Origin of the sequence: Pseudomonas sp. EA_65y_Pfl2_P74, assembly GCF_963970575.1 — a bacterium.
Taxonomy (GTDB): Bacteria; Pseudomonadota; Gammaproteobacteria; order Pseudomonadales; family Pseudomonadaceae; genus Aquipseudomonas; species Aquipseudomonas baetica_A.
The window spans coordinates 1-19,279 of sequence record NZ_CAXAOQ010000044.1 but is presented as its reverse complement, the minus strand read 5'-3'; the positions used below and the strand labels follow the sequence as shown (position 1 = coordinate 19,279).

Genomic DNA, 19,279 nt, shown 5'->3' with positions numbered 1-19,279 from the left:
ATTTTTCCCTTGCGGGTCTGTCAATTGAAGGTGAAAACTGAGCCGATACCTGTACATTCTGCCAATCGGTGCGATTATCGCCCACAACCCCGAGGCCTGGATTGAAGTGATGAACAAGCCTGAGCTGCCTTCGATTCCGGTGTTCAAGCTCTACGGTGAAAGCCTGGACTGGCCAACCCCTGACTTGCTGCACTGTGAAACCATTTCTTCACGCAGTCGCGAACATCAATGGGAAATCAAACCCCACCGCCACGCCGATTTGTGCCAATTGCTCTTCGTCTTCAAAGGTCAGGCAGAGCTTGAAATCGAAGGTCAGCGCACACAACTGCACACGCCCGCGATTCAGGTGCTGCCACCGCTGTCGGTGCACGGCTTCCGTTTTTCCGAGGACGTCGAAGGATTTATCGTCACCCTCGCCACGCCGCTGATCCATCATTTGCAGGCGCAACTGGGCGATTCGGTACACGCTCTGGCCCTGGCTGAAAGCTATTCGGCGGGCAAGGACGGCGATTACCTGAACAGCCTGTTTACTGCGTTGCAGGCCGAGTACAACGGCCACCAACCGGCGCGGGAAATGCTCATGCATTCGCTGGTCAGCGTGATTATGGTCTGGGTCAGTCGTCAGGCGATCGTGCGCCATAACGCCAGCCAGCGGCCGCAGCGCCAGCGTGAATACCTCAACGGTTTTATTCAATTGGTGGAAGAGACGTATCGCCAGCATGTGAAGGTCGAAGACCTGGCGCATCGGTTGGGGATTTCGGTGTCACACCTTAATGGCACTTGCCGTGAACTGGCGGGGCAGCCGGCGTTGCAGATCATGCACGAGCGCCAGTTACTGGAAGCCAAGCGCTTGCTGACGTACACCAGCATGACGATTTACGAGATGTCGGAGTTGTTGGGGTTTTCCGATCCGACCAACTTCACGCGCCTGTTCCGGCGCCGGGTGGGGATTTCGCCAAAGGCTTTCCGCGACCGCCTGAAGGCCGAGCAGTAAACCTGTAAACACCTCAATCCCTCTGTGGGAGCAGGCCGCGTTTGCGCGTTGTTACATCAACGCAACGCATTCAGCGTGGCATTGTGTGGAATGCAGTGCTCCAGGTTGCAACTGGCGTATTCGCGAGGCAGTTGTCGCAGTTGCTCGACCCGCCAGGCTGCAGTGCCGTACAACGCCAGTGTGGCGGCGCAGGTGATGAAAATCGCGAGGTATCTTCTTGTTTTGATGTTCATGGTGTCTGACCTCTGAACGTATACCCTTGGGTACTACTTTGAGCATAGGTCAGCGGTGACGACTTGCCAGCGTCAGCGTTTGCGCATCTAGCGTGACATTCAGAGCCGTTATGACCGGGGTTACAGGTCGATATCCCACGTCGGGTTTTCTGGGAATCTGAGTACCAGAAAATCCAGCATGCTGCGCAGCGCCGCCGGCATGTGCTTGCGTGAGGCATAGACCGCGTAGATGTTCATCTGCCGCGGTTCGGCGTGGGGCAACAAGCGAATCAACTCTCCGGCATGAATATGCACCCCGGCCTGATAGGTCGGCAGCATCGCCACCCCCGCGCCGGCCAGCGTCGCGCGCAACAATGTGCTGGCCTCGTTGGCGCTGATGTTGCCCTGTACCGGCACCGACACCGGTTCGCCATCCTCTTGGAAATGCCACAGGCTCTTGCCGAAATACGAGTGGGTCAGGCAGTTGTGTTGACTCAACTCTTCCACCCGTTGCGGCGCCGGATGTTCCTGAAGATACGCGGGAGCCGCGCAGACCACCGAACGGCAAACGGTCAGGCGCCGGGCAATCAGGTTCGGGTCCAGATCATTGCTGGTGCGGATCGCCAGATCGATACGCTCATCCACCAGATTCACCGTGCGGTCGAGCATCTGCATATCGATGCTGACACCGGGGTAGCGCTTGACGTAGGCGGCCATCGCGTCGGCCAGTTGTGCCTGGCCGAACGAGGTGCTGACGCTGATCCGCAGCAACCCGCGCGGTGCATCGTGGGGCTCGCTGACAGCGGCCTGCATGTCAGTCGACAGCTCGATCATCTGCCGGCAGCGCGGCAGGATTTCACTGCCGGCGGCGGTCAGGCTCAACTTGCGCGTGGTGCGGTGCATCAGGCGTGCGCCGACCCAGTCCTCCAGTTCCGCCAGATAACGTGAAACCACCGGGCGTGAAAGGTCCAGATGATCGGCCGCCGCTGACTGGCTGCCCAGATCCACCACTGTGACGAACACCCGCATTGCTTGGAGACGATCCATGATTTGCCCGCTTTCAGAAACAAACTATGTCCAAGCATCGCATTTTTTGTACTGACTCATGCAACTAAGCTCTGTCCCATCGCCAGACACGGCATTCGGACACCGGAGCAACAGATGATCGGTTTCACCACTCTCAAACGCGTTTTGCTTGCCACTGCCACCCTCGGTTTCGCCGCGCATGCCGCTGCTGCCAACCTGACCCTCGATGTCTACAATCCTGGCACCCAAGCCATTTTCCCGGTGACTTCGGTACTGGTCAGTGGCGAAAAGGACGCGATCCTGGTCGACGCGCAGTTTGGTAAATCCCAGGCCGAGCAAGTCGTCGAAAAGATCCGCGCCAGCGGTAAAAAACTCACCACCATTTACATCAGCCACGGTGATCCGGATTACTACTTCGGCCTCGATACCCTGACCAAAGCCTTTCCTGACGCCAAGGTGCTGGCTTCGCAGCCGACTGTCGATCACATCAATCAAACCGTCGCCGGCAAACTCGCGTTCTGGGGGCCGAAAATGGGCGCCGACGTACCGGCCAAAACCATTGTGCCGGGCGTGCTCAAGGGCGACAGCCTGATGCTGGAAGGGCAGAAATTGCAGGTGATCGGGCTGGACGGCAAGCAACCGGATCGCAGCTTTGTGTGGATTCCGTCGCTCAAGGCTGTGGTCGGTGGTGTGGTTGTCGCCGAGAACATCCACGTCTGGATGGCCGACACCCAGACCGCGCAATCCCACGCCGACTGGCTGCAGACCCTGCATTCGATTCAAACCCTGAAGCCGAAAATCGTGGTGCCGGGTCACTACCTCGGTGACAGCAGCCGTTCGTTGGCCAGCGTGAAGTTCACCGCCGACTACATTAAGGCTTTCGACACAGAAACCGCCAAGGCCAAAGACTCCACCGCATTGATCGCCGCGATGAAAAAGCGCTACCCGAAACTGGGTGAAGAAAGCTCGCTGGCGCTGAGCGCCAAAGTCGCCAAGGGTGAGATGCAGTGGTAACCCGATTCTGAAAACGCAGCACTCTCAAGCCAACTGGAGAATGTCATGAGCAAGATCGCAATCATTGGTGCCACCGGTCGTGCCGGTAGCCAATTGCTGGAAGAAGCCCTGCGCCGCGGCCACAGCGTCACCGCCATCGCTCGCGATACCTCGAAGATCGGCGCCCGTGCGGGTGTGGCCAGCCAGAATGTCGATGTGCTGGATTCGGCGGCGCTGCAAGATGCCGTTGCCGGTCACGACGTGGTGATCACCGCCGCGCACTTCACCACGGTGCCGGCCAGCGCGATTGTCGGGCCGGTGAAGCAGGCGGGGGTGAAGCGTCTGCTGGTGGTTGGCGGTGCCGGTTCGCTATTGCTGCCGGACGACACGCGGGTGATCGACAGCGCTGGTTTTCCGGCAGAGTACAAAGTCGAAGCCAGCGCTGGTGCCGCGTTTCTGGATGCGCTGCGTCAGGAGACGGAACTGGACTGGACGTTCCTGTCGCCGTCGGCGGAGTTTGTCGAAGGTGAGCGCACCGGCACATTCCGGGTCGGCAAGGATCACTTGCTGGTGAGTGCCGAAGGTCGCAGCTGGATCACGTTTGCCGATTACGCGATTGCGCTGATCGACGAAGTTGAGGCGCCGAAGCATTCGCGTCAGCGGTTTACGGTCGGTTACTAAGCAACAGCGCAGAACAAATGTGAGAGCGGGCTTGCTCGCGAAGAGGGAGTATCAGTCAACCTGATGGGTGACCGATACACCGCTTTCGCGAACAAGCCCGCTTGTACATTCGATTAGGGTGTTCAGCGGGTGTGGGCCTGCTCCACCAGCCAGATCATCAGTTCTTCCAGCTTCGGTGATGGCTCCCCGCCTTGCGGCAACACCACGTAATACGCCAGCCCCGTCTTCACCTTCAGCTCGAACGGCATCACCAGTCGTCCGGCACGCAAGTCATCGCCGATCAGCGACCAATCCCCGATCGCCACACCCGTCCCGTGGGACGCCATCGACATCGCCTGATCCAGCGTCTCGAAATGCTGGCCCATGTTCACATTGCTCAATTGCAGATGGGCGGCCGTCAACCACACGGTCCAGTCCTGAGTGTCTGCGGTCGGATGCAGCAGCAGATGTTGTTGCAGATCGGACGGTGCGGATAACGCCGGCGGGCCTTTCAACAACGCGGGCGAACAGACCGGTGTCAGTTGCTCATCAAACAGATGCAGGGCTGTGGAGGAGTTGTCCGGCGGCGCTCCGTAAATCACCGCCGCATCGAATGGCTCGCGCTGGAAGTCCACGCCATGGGCCAGCGTGGTGGTCAGTTTGACCGGCACGTCAGGGCGTTCCCTCTGCCATTGCAGCAGACGCGGTACCAGCCAGCGCATCACGCAACTTGGCGCCTTGATTTGCAGGGTTTGGCGCTTGAGACCGATCTGCTCGGTACCTTCGCTGATCAGGCCGAAGATTTTCTCCACCCGTGGCAGCCATTCGCGACCTTCACTCGTCAGCGCCAGGCCACGCGCCTGACGAATGAACAGCTCATAACCCAGATGATCCTCAAGCCCGGCGATCTGTCGGCTCACGGCCCCCTGGGTGATGTGCAACTGCTCGGCCGCCCGGGTGAAGTTGCAGCACTGCGCGGTGATCAGAAAGGTGTGCAGGGCGGGCAGGGGAGGCAATCGCTTCATTGGGATCCAAGGTATGACGTGAGGACATGGCTAGTATGACTTTTAATCGATTGTTGCCGCTACCTGCTGCCCGTTCAATGAGCCCATTCCACGGCCCGCTCCCACCCAGGGCCCTGTGTTTCAACTGAATATAAAGGGCAATCGACATGGCGACGTGTGGCGAAGTACTGGTCAAGTTACTCGAGGATTACGGGGTCGAGCAGGTGTTTGGCATTCCCGGGGTACACACCGTGGAGCTGTATCGCGGGCTGGCCCGTTCGAGCATCAACCACGTCACGCCACGGCATGAGCAGGGCGCCGGGTTCATGGCCGACGGCTATGCGCGCACCAGTGGCAAACCGGGCGTGTGCTTCATCATCACCGGCCCCGGCATGACCAACATCACCACGGCGATGGGCCAGGCTTACGCCGATTCGATACCGATGCTGGTGATCTCCAGCGTGCAGTCGCGCAGCCAGTTGGGAGGCGGGCGTGGCAAGCTCCACGAGTTGCCGAACCAGGGCGCATTGGTCGCGGGTGTCGCGGCGTTCTCCCACACGCTGATGTCGGCCGCTGAGTTGCCGGTGGTGCTGGCGCGCGCCTTTGCGCTGTTTCAGGCCGGGCGACCGCGTCCGGTGCATATCGAAATCCCGTTGGACGTGCTGGTTGAGGAGGCTGATGACTTGCTCCTCAGCGTCCCGGTCAACATCGACCGGGCCGGCGCTGCGCCGGCCGCCGTGAGCCGCATGACCGAGTTGCTGGCCGGCGCCCAGCGTCCGTTGATTCTTGCTGGAGGCGGTGCCATTGATGCTGCCGCTGAACTCACCGAACTGGCCGAGTTGCTCGACGCGCCCGTGGCACTGACCATCAACGCCAAAGGCATGCTGGCGTCCAGTCATCCGCTGTTGATTGGCTCGACGCAAAGCCTGGTTGCCACTCGTGCACTGGTCGCCGATGCCGATGTGGTGCTGGCGATCGGCACCGAACTGGCCGAGACCGATTACGACGTCACGTTCGCCGGCGGTTTTGAGATTCCCGGCAAGCTGCTGCGCGTTGATATCGATGCTGATCAGACGGTGCGCAACTACCCGCCGCATCTCGCGTTGGTCGCCGATTCGCGCAACGCGGCACAGGCGTTGCTCAGTGCGTTGTCGCACAAACCATTGGCCGAGCGCCGCAACGATTGGGGCCAGATGCGTGCGGCACGTCTGCGTGATGATCTGGCCGCGACCTGGGATGCACCGACCCAGGCCCAGACGCGTTTCCTCGAAACGGTCCTGGACGAATTGCCGGACGCGGTGTTCGTCGGCGACTCCACGCAACCGGTGTACACCGGCAACCTGACCTTCAACCCGGAGCGTCCACGCCGCTGGTTCAACTCGTCGACCGGTTACGGCACCCTCGGTTACGCTTTGCCGGCAGCCATCGGTGCGTGGCTTGGCGGCCACTGCGACAACGGTGCCCGCCCGCCAGTGGTGTGCCTGATCGGCGACGGCGGTTTGCAATTTACCCTGCCGGAACTGGCCAGCGCCGTCGAAGCGCGCACGCCAGTGATCGTCTTGCTGTGGAATAACCAGGGTTACGAAGAAATCAAAAAATACATGGTCAACCGCGCCATCGAACCGGTCGGCGTCGACATCTACGCCCCGGACTTCATTGGCGTGGCCAAGGCGCTGGGTTGCGCGGCCGAGGCGATCAGCTCGGTTGAGCAATTGCGTGGTGCGCTGCGCGCCGCGACGGATCGTCAGGGGCCGAGCGTGATCGAAATCGACCAGCATCAATGGATGCAGGCGGTGGCCAAATGATGAGTTTTCCAACCACACTCGACGGCCTCTACATCAACGGCCAATGGTCGGCCGGTCGCGAGCATTTGCGCGTGATCAACCCGGCCACCGAAGCGCTGCTGACCACGGTCAATGGCGGTGATGAGCGGGCCGTCGATCACGCGGTGACCGTGGCCGCCGAAGCCTTCAAGGATTGGTCGACCACCACGGGGGCCGAACGCGGCGCGATCCTGCGCAACATCGCCAACGGCGTGCGCAATGGCCGCGAGGACTTGATGAAGTTGCAATCGAGCAACAACGGCAAACCGCAATTCGAAGCGGGCATCGATGTCGACGACGTGATCGCCACCTTCGAGTATTACGCGGAACTGGCCGAGGGCCTCGACGCGCAACAAGACACGGAGGTGCCGCTGCCCAGCGATGATTTCAGCGCACGTCTGCGCCGCGAACCGTGCGGTGTGGTCGGGCTGATCGTGCCGTGGAATTTTCCCATGGTCACCACCGCATGGAAGCTCGCCCCGGCCCTGGCCGCCGGTTGCTGTGTGGTGCTCAAACCGTCGGAAGTCACGCCGTTGCCCGAGTTGGAACTGGCGGCAATCATCGCTGAATCGGGCCTGCCCAAAGGCGTCTTCAACGTGGTCTGCGGTACCGGTATGGCCGTGGGGGCGCCGCTGTCGGCGGATCCGCGTATCGCCAGGATTTCCTTCACCGGTAGCAACGCTGTCGGTGTGCAAGTGATGCAGCGCGCCGCCGAGAGTGTGAAGGGCGTGAGCCTGGAACTGGGCGGTAAATCTTCGCTGCTGGTGCTCGAAGACGCTGATCTTGATTTGGCGGTGGAACTGGCCTGTGGCGGCGGTTTCTTCAACGCCGGGCAGATGTGCTCGGCCACCAGCCGGGTGTTGGTTGCCGATGAATTGGCGGACGCGTTTCTCGTGCGCCTGAAGGCCCGCGCGGAAAAAATCCGCGTGGCCGAACCGTTCGATCCGGACGTGGAAATGGGCGCACTGGTCAATCAGGCGCAGTATCAGCGTGTGCTCGGCCACATCGACCGTGGGTTGAGTGCCGGGGCGAAGCTGGTGTGCGGTGGTAACCGTCCGGCGGATCTGCCGCGCGGCTATTTTTTACAGCCGACGATCTTCACTGACGTGCCCCTCGACAGTGCGCTGTGGTGCGAAGAGATTTTCGGCCCGGTGCTGTGCGTGCGCCGTTTCAGCAGCGAAGCCGAGGCGATTGCCCTGGCCAACGACAGCCAGTTCGGGCTGGTCGCCAGTGTGGTGACGCGTAACGCCGAGACCGCCGACCGGGTCGCCAAGGCTCTGCAGGCGGGCCTTGTGTGGCTCAACGCGCCGCAGGTGATCTTCCCGCAGACGGCGTGGGGCGGTTACAAGCAGAGCAGCATCGGCCGCGAATTGGGGCCGTGGGGCTTGTCGGCGTTTCAGGAAATCAAGCATGTGATCCGGGCGCTCTGAAATTGAGTGGCCCGGACTGACGCCATCGCTAGCAGGCTCCCACGGGGGTTCGTAGTGAACACAGATGTTGTGGACACCACCACTGTGGAAGCCAGGCTGCTGGCGATGAGGGCAGCGAACACAGTAAAAAGTCTGGATCAGACCGACTGCCGCAACCGCGCCAGATCCCGCAACGGCGGCGCGCCGAACAAACGGCTGTACTCGCGGCTGAACTGTGAGGGGCTTTCATACCCCACGCGATACCCTGCCGCCGACGCTTCCAGCCCTTCGGCCAGCATCAGACGCCGCGCCTCTTGCAGGCGCAATTGCTTCTGATACTGCAGCGGGCTCATCGCCGTCATCGCTTTGAAACGATGATGCAGTGTCGACACGCTGAGGTTCACTTCCTTGGCCAGATCGTCAATGCGCAGCGGTTGCTCGAAGTTGCCGTTAAGCCATTTGATGGCCTGGCTGATGCGGTGGCTCTGACTGTTGGCAATCGCGATTTCATACAGTCGATGGCCCTGCGGGCTGCGCAGCAGGCGATAGAGAATCTCCCGACGGATCAGCGGCGCGAGCATGGCGATGTCTTTCGGCGCATCCAGCAAACGGGCCAGACGCAGCACCGCGTCGAGCATCGCACTGTCGATTTTTTCAACGTACAAACCGCGTCCGGTCGGCCGGGTCGGTACACCGAGCGGGCCGGCGTCGGCGATCAGTGCGGTGATCTCAGCCGGGTCGATGTCCAGACGCACGGCGAGGATCGGATCTTGCGGCGACACGTTGACCACGCGCCCGCTCAGCGGCATCGAGACCGAGACCACCAGATAATTGAGCGGATCGTAATTGAAGAACTCGTCGACCAGTCGCACCTCTTTGCGACCCTGAGCCATGATGCACAGGGCGGGTTGTGCCAGCACCGGGGCGAAGTCGTGGGACTTTGTGTGGCGCGACATGAACAGCGAGCCGATGGCCGTGGCGTAACTGCCATCGTCCGTGGTGTTGCGGCGAATGATCGCCGCCAGTTCAGCGCGTTGCTTTTCCATGTCGGCGTCGAGTGGGGCTTGAATCGGATCGAATGACGTCATGCACGGCATCCTCGGCAAGGGATGTGGAGTGGAGCAGAGCATATGTTTGTGCAAGCGTGAACGGTAGACACATTCTGCGAAATGCTTGCCTGATTCTGCGCGGTGTTGCTCATGTTCCCGCCCATAGCGGGACGCAGAGCCTGGAACTTGCTTGAAACGCATGTGACAGCCATGTGACGAGGTTTTACAGACGGTTGCAGCGACAACGCGCAGTCTCGCAGGATTGTGCAACGCGACGGCAGGAATCGACTAACGGCCCCTGGCGCTCGCCCCTTAATCTTGGATCCTGTCGCAGCCCGTCCCCGGCTGCCACGCGACTCCCTGGGAGGGTTGAACATGTCCAAGCAGATTCCCGTCAGTCATATGGCCTTGGTTCGAGCGCGCGCCGGGCGCTCGGCGGAACTCGGTGTGCGCCTGAGCGCATTGATCGAACCGTCCCGCGCCGCGCCCGGTTGCCTGAGCTTTGCCTTGCAGCATTCGCAGTGTGATCCCGAGTTGTGGATGGTCTGCGGTTTCTGGAGCAATCAGCAGACGATGACCGCGTATTTCAGCAGCCCGTCGATGGAAATCTTCGCCGAGCTGGTGCAGGAGCTCGTGGTCAACAGTCTGGATTTCCACACCTTCAAGGATGTCTCGCCAGCCCAGGCCCTCGGCCAATGTTCGGCACCGGTACACAAACTCGCCGGTTGAGGGTTTAATGTCCGGCTTAATTGACTGAGCCAGGACTTGCGACATGGCACGTAAAGAGTTCGAACACTTCGAAGCAGTTTCCGCAGTCGTCCCCGTCGAACTGGGTGGCAACAAGGGTTATTACGCGGCAATCGCGGTCAAGGCCCTGGTGGATGGCGGTGCACCGCGCTTTCACAAATTGCTGGATGATCAGGTGTTTCCCGGCGCCATCGCCGCCGATGACGCTGCCATCAATGAGCTGGATCGCCTCAAGGGCGTCACTGAAGACGCCGAGCTTATCTGGTAATCCGTTACTTGGCGGCCCCCGGTCGCCACATCTTGAACAGGGCTTCAGGCCCTAGCTGGAAATAATCCGCCGGCCCGCCGCCGCGCAGAATCGGTTCTGCCGCGGCGGTGTCGTAGATCCCATCCTTCAACAGCCACTTGGCGATATGCACGGCGACCACTTCGCCGAGGATCAGCCAGCTCGGCACTGTCTCGCCATCGGCGCGTTGCAACTGAATGATCTGCGTGACCTTGCACTCGAAGGACACCGGGCTTTCGGCGACGCGGGGCACGGAAATCACCTTTGACGCGACTGTCGTCAGGCCTGCCAATTCAAACTCGTTGACCTCAGGTGCAACCATCGCGCAGCTCTGGTTCATCTGCTCGGCCAGCGGGCGGGTGGCGAGGTTCCAGACGAATTCGCCGGTCTGTTCGATGTTGTTCAGGCTGTCTTTGCGTCCGACGCTGGAGAAACCAATGATTGGCGGAATGTAGTTGAAGGCGTTGAAGAAGCTGTAGGGCGCCAGATTCAACTGGCCGTTGGCATCCTGCGAAGAAATCCAGCCGATAGGGCGCGGGCCGACGATGGCATTGAACGGATCGTGGGGCAGACCGTGGCCGTGGGCGGGTTCGTAGAAATGGATGTCATCGGGCATGGCTTGGGATCCTGGAGTGCATTGGGTAGGGGCAATAGTGCAAGCCGGGTGATGCAATTTCCAGACAAATGCAAATCTTGTGGAGTGGGTTTGTTTGCGAAGAGGTCGTGTCAGTTGCCATCAGTATCGACTGAACGGAAGCCTTCGCGAGCAAGCCCGCTCCCACAGGGTTTTTGTGTGGAACCCTACATTTTGTTTGCCCCAGAAATGACTAAGCCCGGCCGAAGCCGGGCTGTGCGCTGGTTAATGAATTATCAGCTGATCGAAGCTGATTGGGTGCGGTCGTAGCCGTCTTGAGCGACGGTGGCGGAGCCGGTGCGGTCGTAGCCGTCTTGAGCGACGGTGGCGGAGCCGGTGCGGTCGTAGCCGTCTTGAGCGACGATGGCGGAGCCGGTGCGGTCGTAGCCGTCTTGAGCGACGATGGCGGAGCCGGTGCGGTCGTAGCCGTCGGCGGCAATGGCCGAGCCGGTGCGATCAAAACCGTCGGCTGCGAAGGTGTTGGCGGCCAGTACGGACAGGGTCAGGGCGAGGATCAGTTTGGTTTTCATGTTCGTTACTCCAGATTCGTTGGGGGTGTGTCTTGCATGGGTTAAATGCTACGCCAATAAAATTGATTAAAAAGCGCAAAATAATGCTAAAAACAATCGATTAATTTGATGTTAAGGGCGGCGCATTTAAATCGCTTACGTCTTCGCAGCAAACAACACGCAGGTCATCGATCAGGTGTTGGCAGGATGCAGCGCCAGGATTAATCAGCGATTAATCGCTGTTTTGCCGTTTGTGACAGATTTTTCATGAATTCCCGACCGCTTTTTCACCGCTGCAACGCCAGTCTGCCCTCGGCCAGAAAACCAAGAACCGGCCGTCACACAATGGAGCGTTACCCGCGATGAATAAACTGCCTCAAATCACCCTGGCTTTCTGGATCATGAAAATCTGCGCGACGACCCTGGGGGAAACCGCGGGGGATTTGCTGTCGATGACCCTCAATGTCGGCTACGCGATCAGCTCGTTGATTCTGATCAGCGTGTTCGTCCTGACGCTGATCACGCAATTGATGGCCAAGACCTACAAGCCGCTGCTGTACTGGATCGTGATTTTGTCCACCAGCACCGCCGGCACCACCATGTCCGACTTCATGGACCGCACGTTGGATTTGGGTTACGCCACCGGTTCGATGATCCTGATCGCGATTCTGTTGGCGATCTTCTCGGCGTGGCGACTGAGCGGTGACTCGCTCAATGTCAGCAAGGTGCAGACCTTGCGTGGCGAGATGTTCTATTGGATGGCGATTCTGTTTTCCAACACCCTGGGCACCGCGCTTGGGGATTACCTGGCCGACGATTCGGGGCTTGGTTTTGCCGGCGGCGCATTGCTGATCGGCTCGACCATTGCTGTGGTGCTGCTCAAGTACTTCACGAAGATTTCGACAGTGTTGTTGTTCTGGGTGGCGTTCGTATTGACGCGGCCGTTTGGCGCAACGCTGGGCGACTTGATGACCAAGTCTCATGAGAAGGGTGGGCTGGACTTCGGCACCATTGGTTCGTCGGCGGTGCTGGCGGGGATTCTGCTGGCGATGATCGTGGGGGCTTCTTATGCGCAGAAACGTTATGGCACACAACACGCTACTGCCGAGTTGACTTGATATCGAGTTACCCCTTCGCTGGCAAGCCAGCGAAGGGACCCGCACAGCCACGGTTGCAGTGGCTGTGAAACCCGATCAGTCCGTCACGATCCGCGAATGCTTCTGGGTGTCTCTCATGGTGATGTACACCAGCAATGACACGGCGATGCACGCGGTGACGTACCAGTAATAACCGCTTTCCATGCCAATGCTCTTGAACCACAGCGCGATGTATTCGGCAGTACCGCCGAAGATCGAGACGGTCAGTGCGTACGGCAGGCCGACGCCCAGCGCACGGATTTCAGTCGGGAACAATTCCGCTTTCACCACGGCGTTGATCGAGGTGTAGCCGCTGACGATGATCAGCGCTGCCATGATCAGGAAGAACGCGCCCCACCAGGTTTGAATGGTGTGCAGGGTCATCAGGATCGGCACGGTGAAGATCGTACCGAGCACGCCGAAGGCGATCAGGATCGGACGACGACCGATCTTGTCCGACAGGCCACCGATGATCGGTTGCAGGCACATGAACAGGAACAGCGTGGCCGCGGAAATGGTGGTCGAGTCGGAGATGCTCATGCCGACGGTGTTCACCAGGTACTTCTGCATGTAGGTGGTGTAGGTGTAGAACGCCAGTGTGCCGCCCATGGTCAGGCCGACCACGGTCAACAGCTCTTTGGGGTGACGCATCAAGGTGCGCATGGCGCTTTCCTTGGCTTTTTCTTTTTTGGTGAACGACTCGGTTTCTTCCATGCCGCGACGCAGGTACAGCGCAACGACTGCGCACAGCGCGCCGATGGCGAACGGAATACGCCAGCCCCACGCGTACAACTGCTCGGTGGTCAGGGTCTGTTGCAGCACGATCAACACGCCCAGCGCGATGAGCTGGCCGGAGATCAGGGTCACGTACTGGAAGCTTGAGAAGAAACCGCGACGTTCCTTGGTCGCCATCTCCGACAGGTAGGTGGCCGAGGTGCCGTATTCGCCGCCGACCGACAGGCCCTGCAGCAGACGGGCAAACACCAGCAGGATCGGTGCACCGATGCCAATGGTTTCGTAATTGGGGCTCAGGGCGATCAGCAAGGAGCCAAAGCACATCAGGTAAACCGAAGCCATCAGGGCTTTCTTGCGCCCGACTTTGTCGGCGTACAGGCCCATCAGCCAGCCACCGATCGGGCGCATCAGGAAGCCCACGGCGAAGATCGCGGCGGTGTTCATCAGTTGCGCGGTGGAAGAGCCCGCGGGGAAAAAGGTCTTGGCGAAGTACAGCGAGAAGGCGGCATAGACGTACCAGTCGTACCACTCGACCATGTTGCCGACGGAACCGCTGAAGATCGACTTGATCCGGCTGGCGGTGGTTCGTTCTTTGACCGGCACGGCAGCCGACCCAAGAGGCAGGGCGTTGGAGTTATCCATTGAAGGATCCTTCGTTTAATTGTTTTTGTGGAGCGCGTAGAAACGCAGCCTGCTGGGGCTATAGCAGGAGCTGTGCCAACGGGGAGAGGGCCGGTTTAGAGGGGGGGGCGGTTTTTTTTGAGCGGAAATCCGCTTATGGCTGGTGGGTGGTGAGCGGAAAATTGCTCATTGAGGTGGGCAGGTCTTTATTGCCTGTGCCGGCCTCTTCACGGGCAAGCGACGCTTGCACAGGGTTTTGTGCTGAACACAGACCGTGTGAACACTGCCGACCACTGTGGGAGCGGGCTTGCTCGCGAAGTGGCCCGAATCGGCACCGCAACATTCAACTGCCTGGAACAAACATCTCCCGACTCAACCCATGGCGCTGCATCTTTTCATTGAACGTGCGGCGCGGCAGTTGCAGCTCTTCGAGCACCGCTTTCACATCGCCCTTGTGCCGGGTCAGCGCGGCGCGCAAGCACTGCGCTTCAAACGCCTCCTGCTGCGCTGCCAGCGACTGCCCCGGATCAATTCCCGGTGCCGGCTCATCCAGCCCCAGCACCTGGCGCTCGGCAACGTTGGCCAGTTCGCGCACGTTGCCCGGCCAGTCGTGGCTGAGCAGATGACTCAACTGCGCACCACTCAAGGATGCAAAGGTTCGGCCCAGACGCAGAGCGGCATTCTGGGCGAAGGTCTCGAACAGCAAGGGAATGTCTTCGCGGCGATCTCGCAACGGTGGCAGGCGCAACTCGGCAATGTTCAGGCGATACGCCAGGTCTTCGCGAAAACGTCCGGCCCGGGCTTCATCGAGCAAGTCGGGTTTGGTCGCCGCGACGATCCGTAAATCCACCCGAATACTCTGGTTCGAGCCCAGGCGCTCAAGCTTCTGCTCTTGCAACACCCGCAGCAACTTCACCTGCTGAGCCAGCGGCATGCTTTCGATTTCATCGAGAAACAGCGTGCCGCCATCGGCGTATTCGAGCTTGCCGATGCGCTTGCCGGACGCCCCGGTAAACGCACCGCTTTCATGGCCGAACAGTTCGGCCTCGAACAATTGCTCCGGGATCGCCGCGCAGTTGAGCGCCACGAATGGTTTGTCCGCACGCGGGCCGAAATCGTGCAGACAACGCGCCACCAACTCTTTGCCGCTGCCGGTTTCGCCACGGATCAGCACGTTGACCGGCAACGCTGCCAGATCCAGTACCTGCCGGCGTAGCGTCTGCAACCCACGGGACACGCCGAGTAACGTCGCATCGAGTTTGGCGCGGTTGTCGGCCTGCTCGTGCAGGGCGCGGTTTTCCAGGATTAACCGGCGTTTTTCCAAGGCCCGGCGCAGGCTGCCGAGCAATGTTTCCGGGCTGAACGGTTTTTCCAGAAAGTCGTAGGCGCCGTCGCGCATCGCTTCGACCGCCATCGGCACATCGCCGTGACCGGTGAGCAGAATCACCGGTAAGTCGGCATCGCGGCGCTGCACCTCGGCCAGCAGTTCCAGACCACTGAGACCGGGCATGCGCACATCGCTGAGGACCACTCCGGGAAAGTGCGCGGGCAGTGCGGCGAGGCATTCTTCGGCGCGGCTGAACAGTTGCACCTCAAAGCCCGACAGGCTCAACCACTGCTCGACTGCGCTGCGAATGCTGCTTTCGTCATCGACCACCATTACCGAATTGAGCATCAGATACGTGCCTCCAGATCGATCGGCACAGACAGGGTGAACACCGCACCGGTCTCGCCATTTTCCACACTCAAACGTCCACCGGACTCATGGACGATGGCGAAAGATACCGCCAGGCCCAGACCCAGACCGTCGCCCACCGGTTTGGTGGTGAAGAACGGATCGAATACCTGGTTCAGATGCTCTGCGGCAATGCCGCCACCATTGTCGCTGACGCTCAGTTGCCACAGTTGCTCATCGGCCTGCAGGCGTATTTCCAGACGCTTGCACGGTTTGCCTTGCATCGCATCGAGTGCATTGCGCAACAGGTTGATCAGCACTTGTTCCAGACGGATCGCATCACCGCGTACCCACGCCGGACGAGTCAGGTGCAGCACCAGACTGACCTGTTCGTCGCGCAGCCGCGCATCGAGCAGTTGCAGGGACTGATCAACCACCGTCGCCAGATCCAGGCGCTCGCGCAAACCGCCGGGGCTTTTTCTGGCGAAGGTTTTCAGGTGGCCGGTGAGGGCGGCCATGCGCGTGAGCATATCGTCTACCGGTTTGAGTGCCTTATAGGCGTCATCGACCCGACCATGGTCGAGCAGCAGGCGCAGCGTCGCCAGTTGCATGCGCTGAGCGGTCAGCGGTTGATTGATTTCGTGGGCGAGCGCGGCGGACATCTGGCCCAATGCCGCGAGTTTGGCCGATTGCACCAGACCGTCCTGTGCGGTGCGCAACTCGCGAGTGCGTTCCTCGACCAGTTGCTCCAGCTCTTCACGGTTGCGCTGGCGGATTTTCGACAGGCGCCAGCGCTGGTTGAGAAACAGCAGCAGAAACACCAGCGCCAGCCACACGCCGGCAGCGGCGAGCCCGGCGTTGCGCAGGTCTTCGAACGCCACTTGCGGGCGACGCAAAAGGTGCAGCGTCCAGCCTTCGGCGGCCAGCGGCAGCGATTCCCACAAATAATCTGCTGTGCCTTGCGGGCCTTCGACCCGGCGCAGTTCGCTGTTGTCATCGAAAAGGCGCAGCGACAGATGGGTCAGTTGCACCAGCGACTGTTTGTCGTACTGACGGGTGGCCTTGATCTCGGCCAGATCGCTGGCGCTCAACGGTCGCAACGAGCGATAGCGCCAGCCGGGCTGGTTGGCGATGAAAATGATGCCGCGTGCATCGCTGACCAATAGCGTGTCGTTGCCCTGGCTCCATTCGCGTTCAAGTTCGGGGAATTCCAGCTTGACCACCATCGCCCCCAGGAACTCATTGTTATCGCCGAGTACCGCGCTGGAGAGGAAGTAGCCGGGAATCCCGCTGGTCACGCCCACCGCGTAAAAACGCCCGGTGCCTTGGGTGCGGGTCTGGCTGAAGTAGGGGCGGAAACCGTAATTGTGGCCGACGTAACTGCTCGGCAAGCGCCAGTTGCTCGCCGCTACGGCGAGGCCCGTGTGATCAAGCAGTTCAAGGGTCGAGGATTGCGCCGCGCCGTTGATCTTTTCCAGCTTGAGATTCAGCGCCGCCTGCTCGTCGGCATCGACCGGCCCGGCCAGCGCCGAACGTAATTGCGGATCGAGCGCCAGCACAGCGGGCAGGGCGCGGTAGCGGTCGATCAGGGTGTGCAGGGAATTGGCGTACAACGCCAGTTGCTGGTTGGCGCGGGCGGCGTCTTCCTCCAGCGCCTGGCGTTCGGCGTGGCGGATCGCAAGCATGGCGGCAAGCGCTGCGCCGGCAATGATCAGCAGGGTATACAACGACAGACGCAAGGTACGGGAAGTCGGCAGCATGCTGGGCGAAGGGTCGGCAGGACGGGCGGGCACGATAGCATGCGCCCACGTGGCGAAGCGCGATGTTCGCGCGAACCACGTCGCTCAGACAGCGGTTTCCCGCGCCTGGCGTCGAAGCTGGAGATTCAACCTCGGTTTGGGAACGGGTCTGGGTCTCGGTTCTTCAGCGATTGATTGTTCCAGTTGCTGCAGACGTTCGGTAACCTCTTCGGCTTCGCTACGCGCGTTGAGTACTGTCTGAGCTGTTTCCTTTATCCTGTCGATGGCATCGAACGGGTCGACTCCGGTCCTCGCCAGCTTCATGACTTGACGTTGTTTTTCGTCATCCAGTGAGTCCAGCTGTTTGTAGAACCTTTGCTGAATATCCTCAGAGTAGGCATTGAGGTTATTGGTGAAGGTTTTGATGCCGTCGATCAGGGCGGCGCCGCCATTGACCAGGTCCTTTACTGTTTCGACCCCGTTTGAAACAGTCTCGCCGAGTGTATTCAGGCCATCCTTGAGTTCTTGAGTGTGTAGCGTTTGCGCCAACTTCAGACCTTTCTTGAAGAAGTGGTAGCGTAACAAAGGCATCGCCACGGCTCCGACAACCGCACCGACTGCCAGGCCGATGGCATTCCCGGCACCCGGTACGACGCTGCCCAAGAGCCCGACTACCGTGCCTCCCGCAGCTATCCCCTTGAGGACCGATTTTATGCCGTGTTTTGACTTGAGGAAGGTGCCGAAAGTCATACTTGCACGCAGTTCGTTGATGTCGGCGTTTTCCGGAACAAGCCCGTCGAATTCAGTCGCCAGATTATGTATCTGGTTCGCCGCTGTCTGAGCCTTGTCCAGCATCCCGAGAAAGTCGCCAAGCAATTCGAATACGGCTTTTTTTCCGCCGGTCCTGTCGACGTACAGGAGTGGATTGTTGCCAACCATGGCGTACAGGTTCAGGCCATCGACATCGCCATTCGGGTCGGCGCTTATCCAGCGCTGTAACCACGGCGAGTAGTAGCGCTCGCCGTAGTAGTACAAGCCACTGACATCCATCTCCTTGCCCGAATAACGGATGAATTTGTAGCCCACTTCGACGGCGTGGCGTGCGGCCATCCACGCTGTGGCACCGAACGGGTAGTAACCCTCCTGGCTGATCAGGTCGCCCTGTTGATCAAGCTCCATCACGCAGGAGCCGAGATGATCTTCGAGGTTGTAACGCACTTGGTCATTGGCGATTTCATCGGGTGGTTTTTTCGCCCAATGCAGGCAACGCGCACTGCCTACCGAGATGATGTGCAGTTCTTCGCAGTTGTCCTTGTTGCGGATTTCCAGGCCCGGCAGGTAGCGCACCTGATGAAAGTGCACAGTCCTGTCGGTGTACGTTTCATGGCGTTTGAACACCCTCACGCCCTGGCTGTAACGGTAGTGTTCGGCATCGTCATCGGTGCCGTCTCGGGCAATCAGCGTCACGCGTTGCAGTTCATCCCGTGCATTCCAGTGCATGGCCTGTCCCGGTTGCAGGTTCTGCTGGTTGCCGTGGCGGTCGAACAGTGTGCCGAAGTCAGGCTCCGGATCATCCGGTTTCCAGCGCACGCCGCGATTGCTGACTGAATCAATGCGCATCTGCACGGTGCGGTTGGCGCCGGCCCGTACATGCACCAGTTTCACCAGATTGCCGCCGGTGTCGTAAGTGTAGGTCTGGGTGTAGTTGAGGCGGTTGTTAGGGTCGGTGGGCGTTGGCAGGCCGGGAATGTCCGAGAGCGGGCCGTCGTCGTAACCGCTGGCGCTGACCAGTCGGTACAACGAGTCGTAGCTGAAATCACGGTGACCGTCGACCAGTTGGTTGGCGAAATAGACCGGCTGGAAGGCGTGGTCTTCGATGCGGGTAATGTTGCCGACGGGGTCGTAGAAATATTCGAGGTCTTGCAGCACTGCGCCGGTGTCTTTGCGACTGGACTGAGTGTGCAGACGACTGTCTGCCGGGTCGTACGTCCAGCGACTGAGGACAAGATTACCGGCCTGCTGCTCGA

The 19,279-nt window shown here is 60.2% G+C and carries 18 protein-coding genes; 8 read left to right on the top strand and 10 right to left on the bottom strand.

Translation table 11 applies throughout. The annotated features are described in order from the left end of the window. The first annotated feature begins 109 nt into the window (after positions 1 to 109). Positions 110 to 994 carry a helix-turn-helix domain-containing protein gene (locus tag AACY18_RS26395; protein WP_339434067.1) on the top strand — a complete coding sequence of 295 codons (885 nt, stop codon included), beginning with the start codon at positions 110 to 112 and terminating at the stop codon, positions 992 to 994. A 56-nt stretch (positions 995 to 1,050) separates the two neighbouring features. Here the strand turns inward: AACY18_RS26395 and AACY18_RS26390 are convergent, their stop codons facing one another. Both AACY18_RS26390 and AACY18_RS26385 read right to left on the bottom strand, forming a co-directional pair. Further along, complete coding sequence (locus AACY18_RS26390) at positions 1,051 to 1,227, bottom strand: hypothetical protein (RefSeq protein ID WP_339434066.1); 177 nt, start codon at positions 1,225 to 1,227, stop codon at positions 1,051 to 1,053. A 120-nt stretch (positions 1,228 to 1,347) separates the two neighbouring features. Next, positions 1,348 to 2,253 carry a LysR family transcriptional regulator gene (locus tag AACY18_RS26385; RefSeq protein ID WP_339434065.1) on the bottom strand — a complete coding sequence of 302 codons (906 nt, stop codon included), beginning with the start codon at positions 2,251 to 2,253 and terminating at the stop codon, positions 1,348 to 1,350. Between the two features lie 114 nt (positions 2,254 to 2,367). Between AACY18_RS26385 and AACY18_RS26380 the strand changes: the two genes are divergently transcribed. Together AACY18_RS26380 and AACY18_RS26375 are read left to right on the top strand one after the other, a co-directional pair. Beyond that, positions 2,368 to 3,246: an MBL fold metallo-hydrolase gene (locus AACY18_RS26380; protein WP_339434064.1), complete on the top strand. Its 879-nt coding sequence runs from the start codon at positions 2,368 to 2,370 to the stop codon at positions 3,244 to 3,246. A 45-nt stretch (positions 3,247 to 3,291) separates the two neighbouring features. Beyond that, on the top strand, positions 3,292 to 3,906 hold the full coding sequence (locus AACY18_RS26375) for an NAD(P)-dependent oxidoreductase (RefSeq protein ID WP_339466630.1): 615 nt from the start codon (positions 3,292 to 3,294) through the stop codon (positions 3,904 to 3,906). A 122-nt stretch (positions 3,907 to 4,028) separates the two neighbouring features. Here the strand turns inward: AACY18_RS26375 and AACY18_RS26370 are convergent, their stop codons facing one another. After that, entirely contained in the window at positions 4,029 to 4,910 is an 882-nt protein-coding gene (locus AACY18_RS26370; RefSeq protein WP_339434062.1) for a LysR substrate-binding domain-containing protein, read from the bottom strand. A gap of 146 nt (positions 4,911 to 5,056) precedes the next feature. Here AACY18_RS26370 and AACY18_RS26365 point away from each other — a divergent pair, with 146 nt between their 5' ends. After that, positions 5,057 to 6,694 (top strand): 5-guanidino-2-oxopentanoate decarboxylase, encoded by a 1,638-nt coding sequence (locus AACY18_RS26365; protein WP_339466628.1) that lies wholly within the window; start codon positions 5,057 to 5,059, stop codon positions 6,692 to 6,694. Then, positions 6,694 to 8,142 carry an aldehyde dehydrogenase family protein gene (locus AACY18_RS26360; RefSeq protein WP_339434060.1) on the top strand — a complete coding sequence of 483 codons (1,449 nt, stop codon included), beginning with the start codon at positions 6,694 to 6,696 and terminating at the stop codon, positions 8,140 to 8,142. Before AACY18_RS26365 ends, AACY18_RS26360 begins: the two co-directional genes overlap by 1 nt. Before the next feature lie 137 nt (positions 8,143 to 8,279). Here the strand turns inward: AACY18_RS26360 and AACY18_RS26355 are convergent, their stop codons facing one another. Next, complete coding sequence (locus tag AACY18_RS26355; protein ID WP_339434059.1) at positions 8,280 to 9,209, bottom strand: AraC family transcriptional regulator; 930 nt, start codon at positions 9,207 to 9,209, stop codon at positions 8,280 to 8,282. Positions 9,210 to 9,545: 336 nt separating this feature from the next. Here AACY18_RS26355 and AACY18_RS26350 point away from each other — a divergent pair, with 336 nt between their 5' ends. Together AACY18_RS26350 and AACY18_RS26345 are read left to right on the top strand one after the other, a co-directional pair. Next, positions 9,546 to 9,899: an antibiotic biosynthesis monooxygenase family protein gene (locus AACY18_RS26350; protein ID WP_339434058.1), complete on the top strand. Its 354-nt coding sequence runs from the start codon at positions 9,546 to 9,548 to the stop codon at positions 9,897 to 9,899. Positions 9,900 to 9,942: 43 nt separating this feature from the next. After that, entirely contained in the window at positions 9,943 to 10,185 is a 243-nt protein-coding gene (locus AACY18_RS26345; RefSeq protein WP_339434057.1) for a hypothetical protein, read from the top strand. 4 nt (positions 10,186 to 10,189) lie between these two features. Here AACY18_RS26345 and AACY18_RS26340 read toward each other — a convergent pair whose 3' ends face one another. Together AACY18_RS26340 and AACY18_RS26335 are read right to left on the bottom strand one after the other, a co-directional pair. After that, positions 10,190 to 10,819 (bottom strand): flavin reductase family protein, encoded by a 630-nt coding sequence (locus AACY18_RS26340; protein WP_221732047.1) that lies wholly within the window; start codon positions 10,817 to 10,819, stop codon positions 10,190 to 10,192. Between the two features lie 254 nt (positions 10,820 to 11,073). After that, the gene (locus tag AACY18_RS26335; RefSeq protein WP_339466624.1) at positions 11,074 to 11,367 is read right to left on the bottom strand and encodes a hypothetical protein; all 294 of its coding nucleotides are present in this window, start codon (positions 11,365 to 11,367) and stop codon (positions 11,074 to 11,076) included. 341 nt (positions 11,368 to 11,708) lie between these two features. Here AACY18_RS26335 and AACY18_RS26330 point away from each other — a divergent pair, with 341 nt between their 5' ends. Beyond that, positions 11,709 to 12,464, top strand: coding sequence for a COG4705 family protein (locus AACY18_RS26330; RefSeq protein WP_339466623.1), 756 nt, complete (start codon positions 11,709 to 11,711; stop codon positions 12,462 to 12,464). A 75-nt stretch (positions 12,465 to 12,539) separates the two neighbouring features. Here AACY18_RS26330 and AACY18_RS26325 read toward each other — a convergent pair whose 3' ends face one another. The 4 genes from AACY18_RS26325 to AACY18_RS26310 form a co-directional block, all read right to left on the bottom strand. Then, positions 12,540 to 13,859 carry an MFS transporter gene (locus tag AACY18_RS26325; protein WP_221734371.1) on the bottom strand — a complete coding sequence of 440 codons (1,320 nt, stop codon included), beginning with the start codon at positions 13,857 to 13,859 and terminating at the stop codon, positions 12,540 to 12,542. Positions 13,860 to 14,181: 322 nt separating this feature from the next. After that, complete coding sequence (locus AACY18_RS26320) at positions 14,182 to 15,513, bottom strand: sigma-54-dependent transcriptional regulator (RefSeq protein WP_339466621.1); 1,332 nt, start codon at positions 15,511 to 15,513, stop codon at positions 14,182 to 14,184. Further along, positions 15,513 to 17,273 (bottom strand): ATP-binding protein, encoded by a 1,761-nt coding sequence (locus AACY18_RS26315; RefSeq protein WP_339466634.1) that lies wholly within the window; start codon positions 17,271 to 17,273, stop codon positions 15,513 to 15,515. The genes AACY18_RS26320 and AACY18_RS26315 overlap by 1 nt, the downstream gene beginning before the upstream one ends. An 84-nt stretch (positions 17,274 to 17,357) precedes the next feature. Continuing rightward, positions 17,358 to 19,279: RHS repeat-associated core domain-containing protein (locus AACY18_RS26310; RefSeq protein ID WP_339466619.1), on the bottom strand; the 1,922-nt coding region annotated here is incomplete at its 5' end.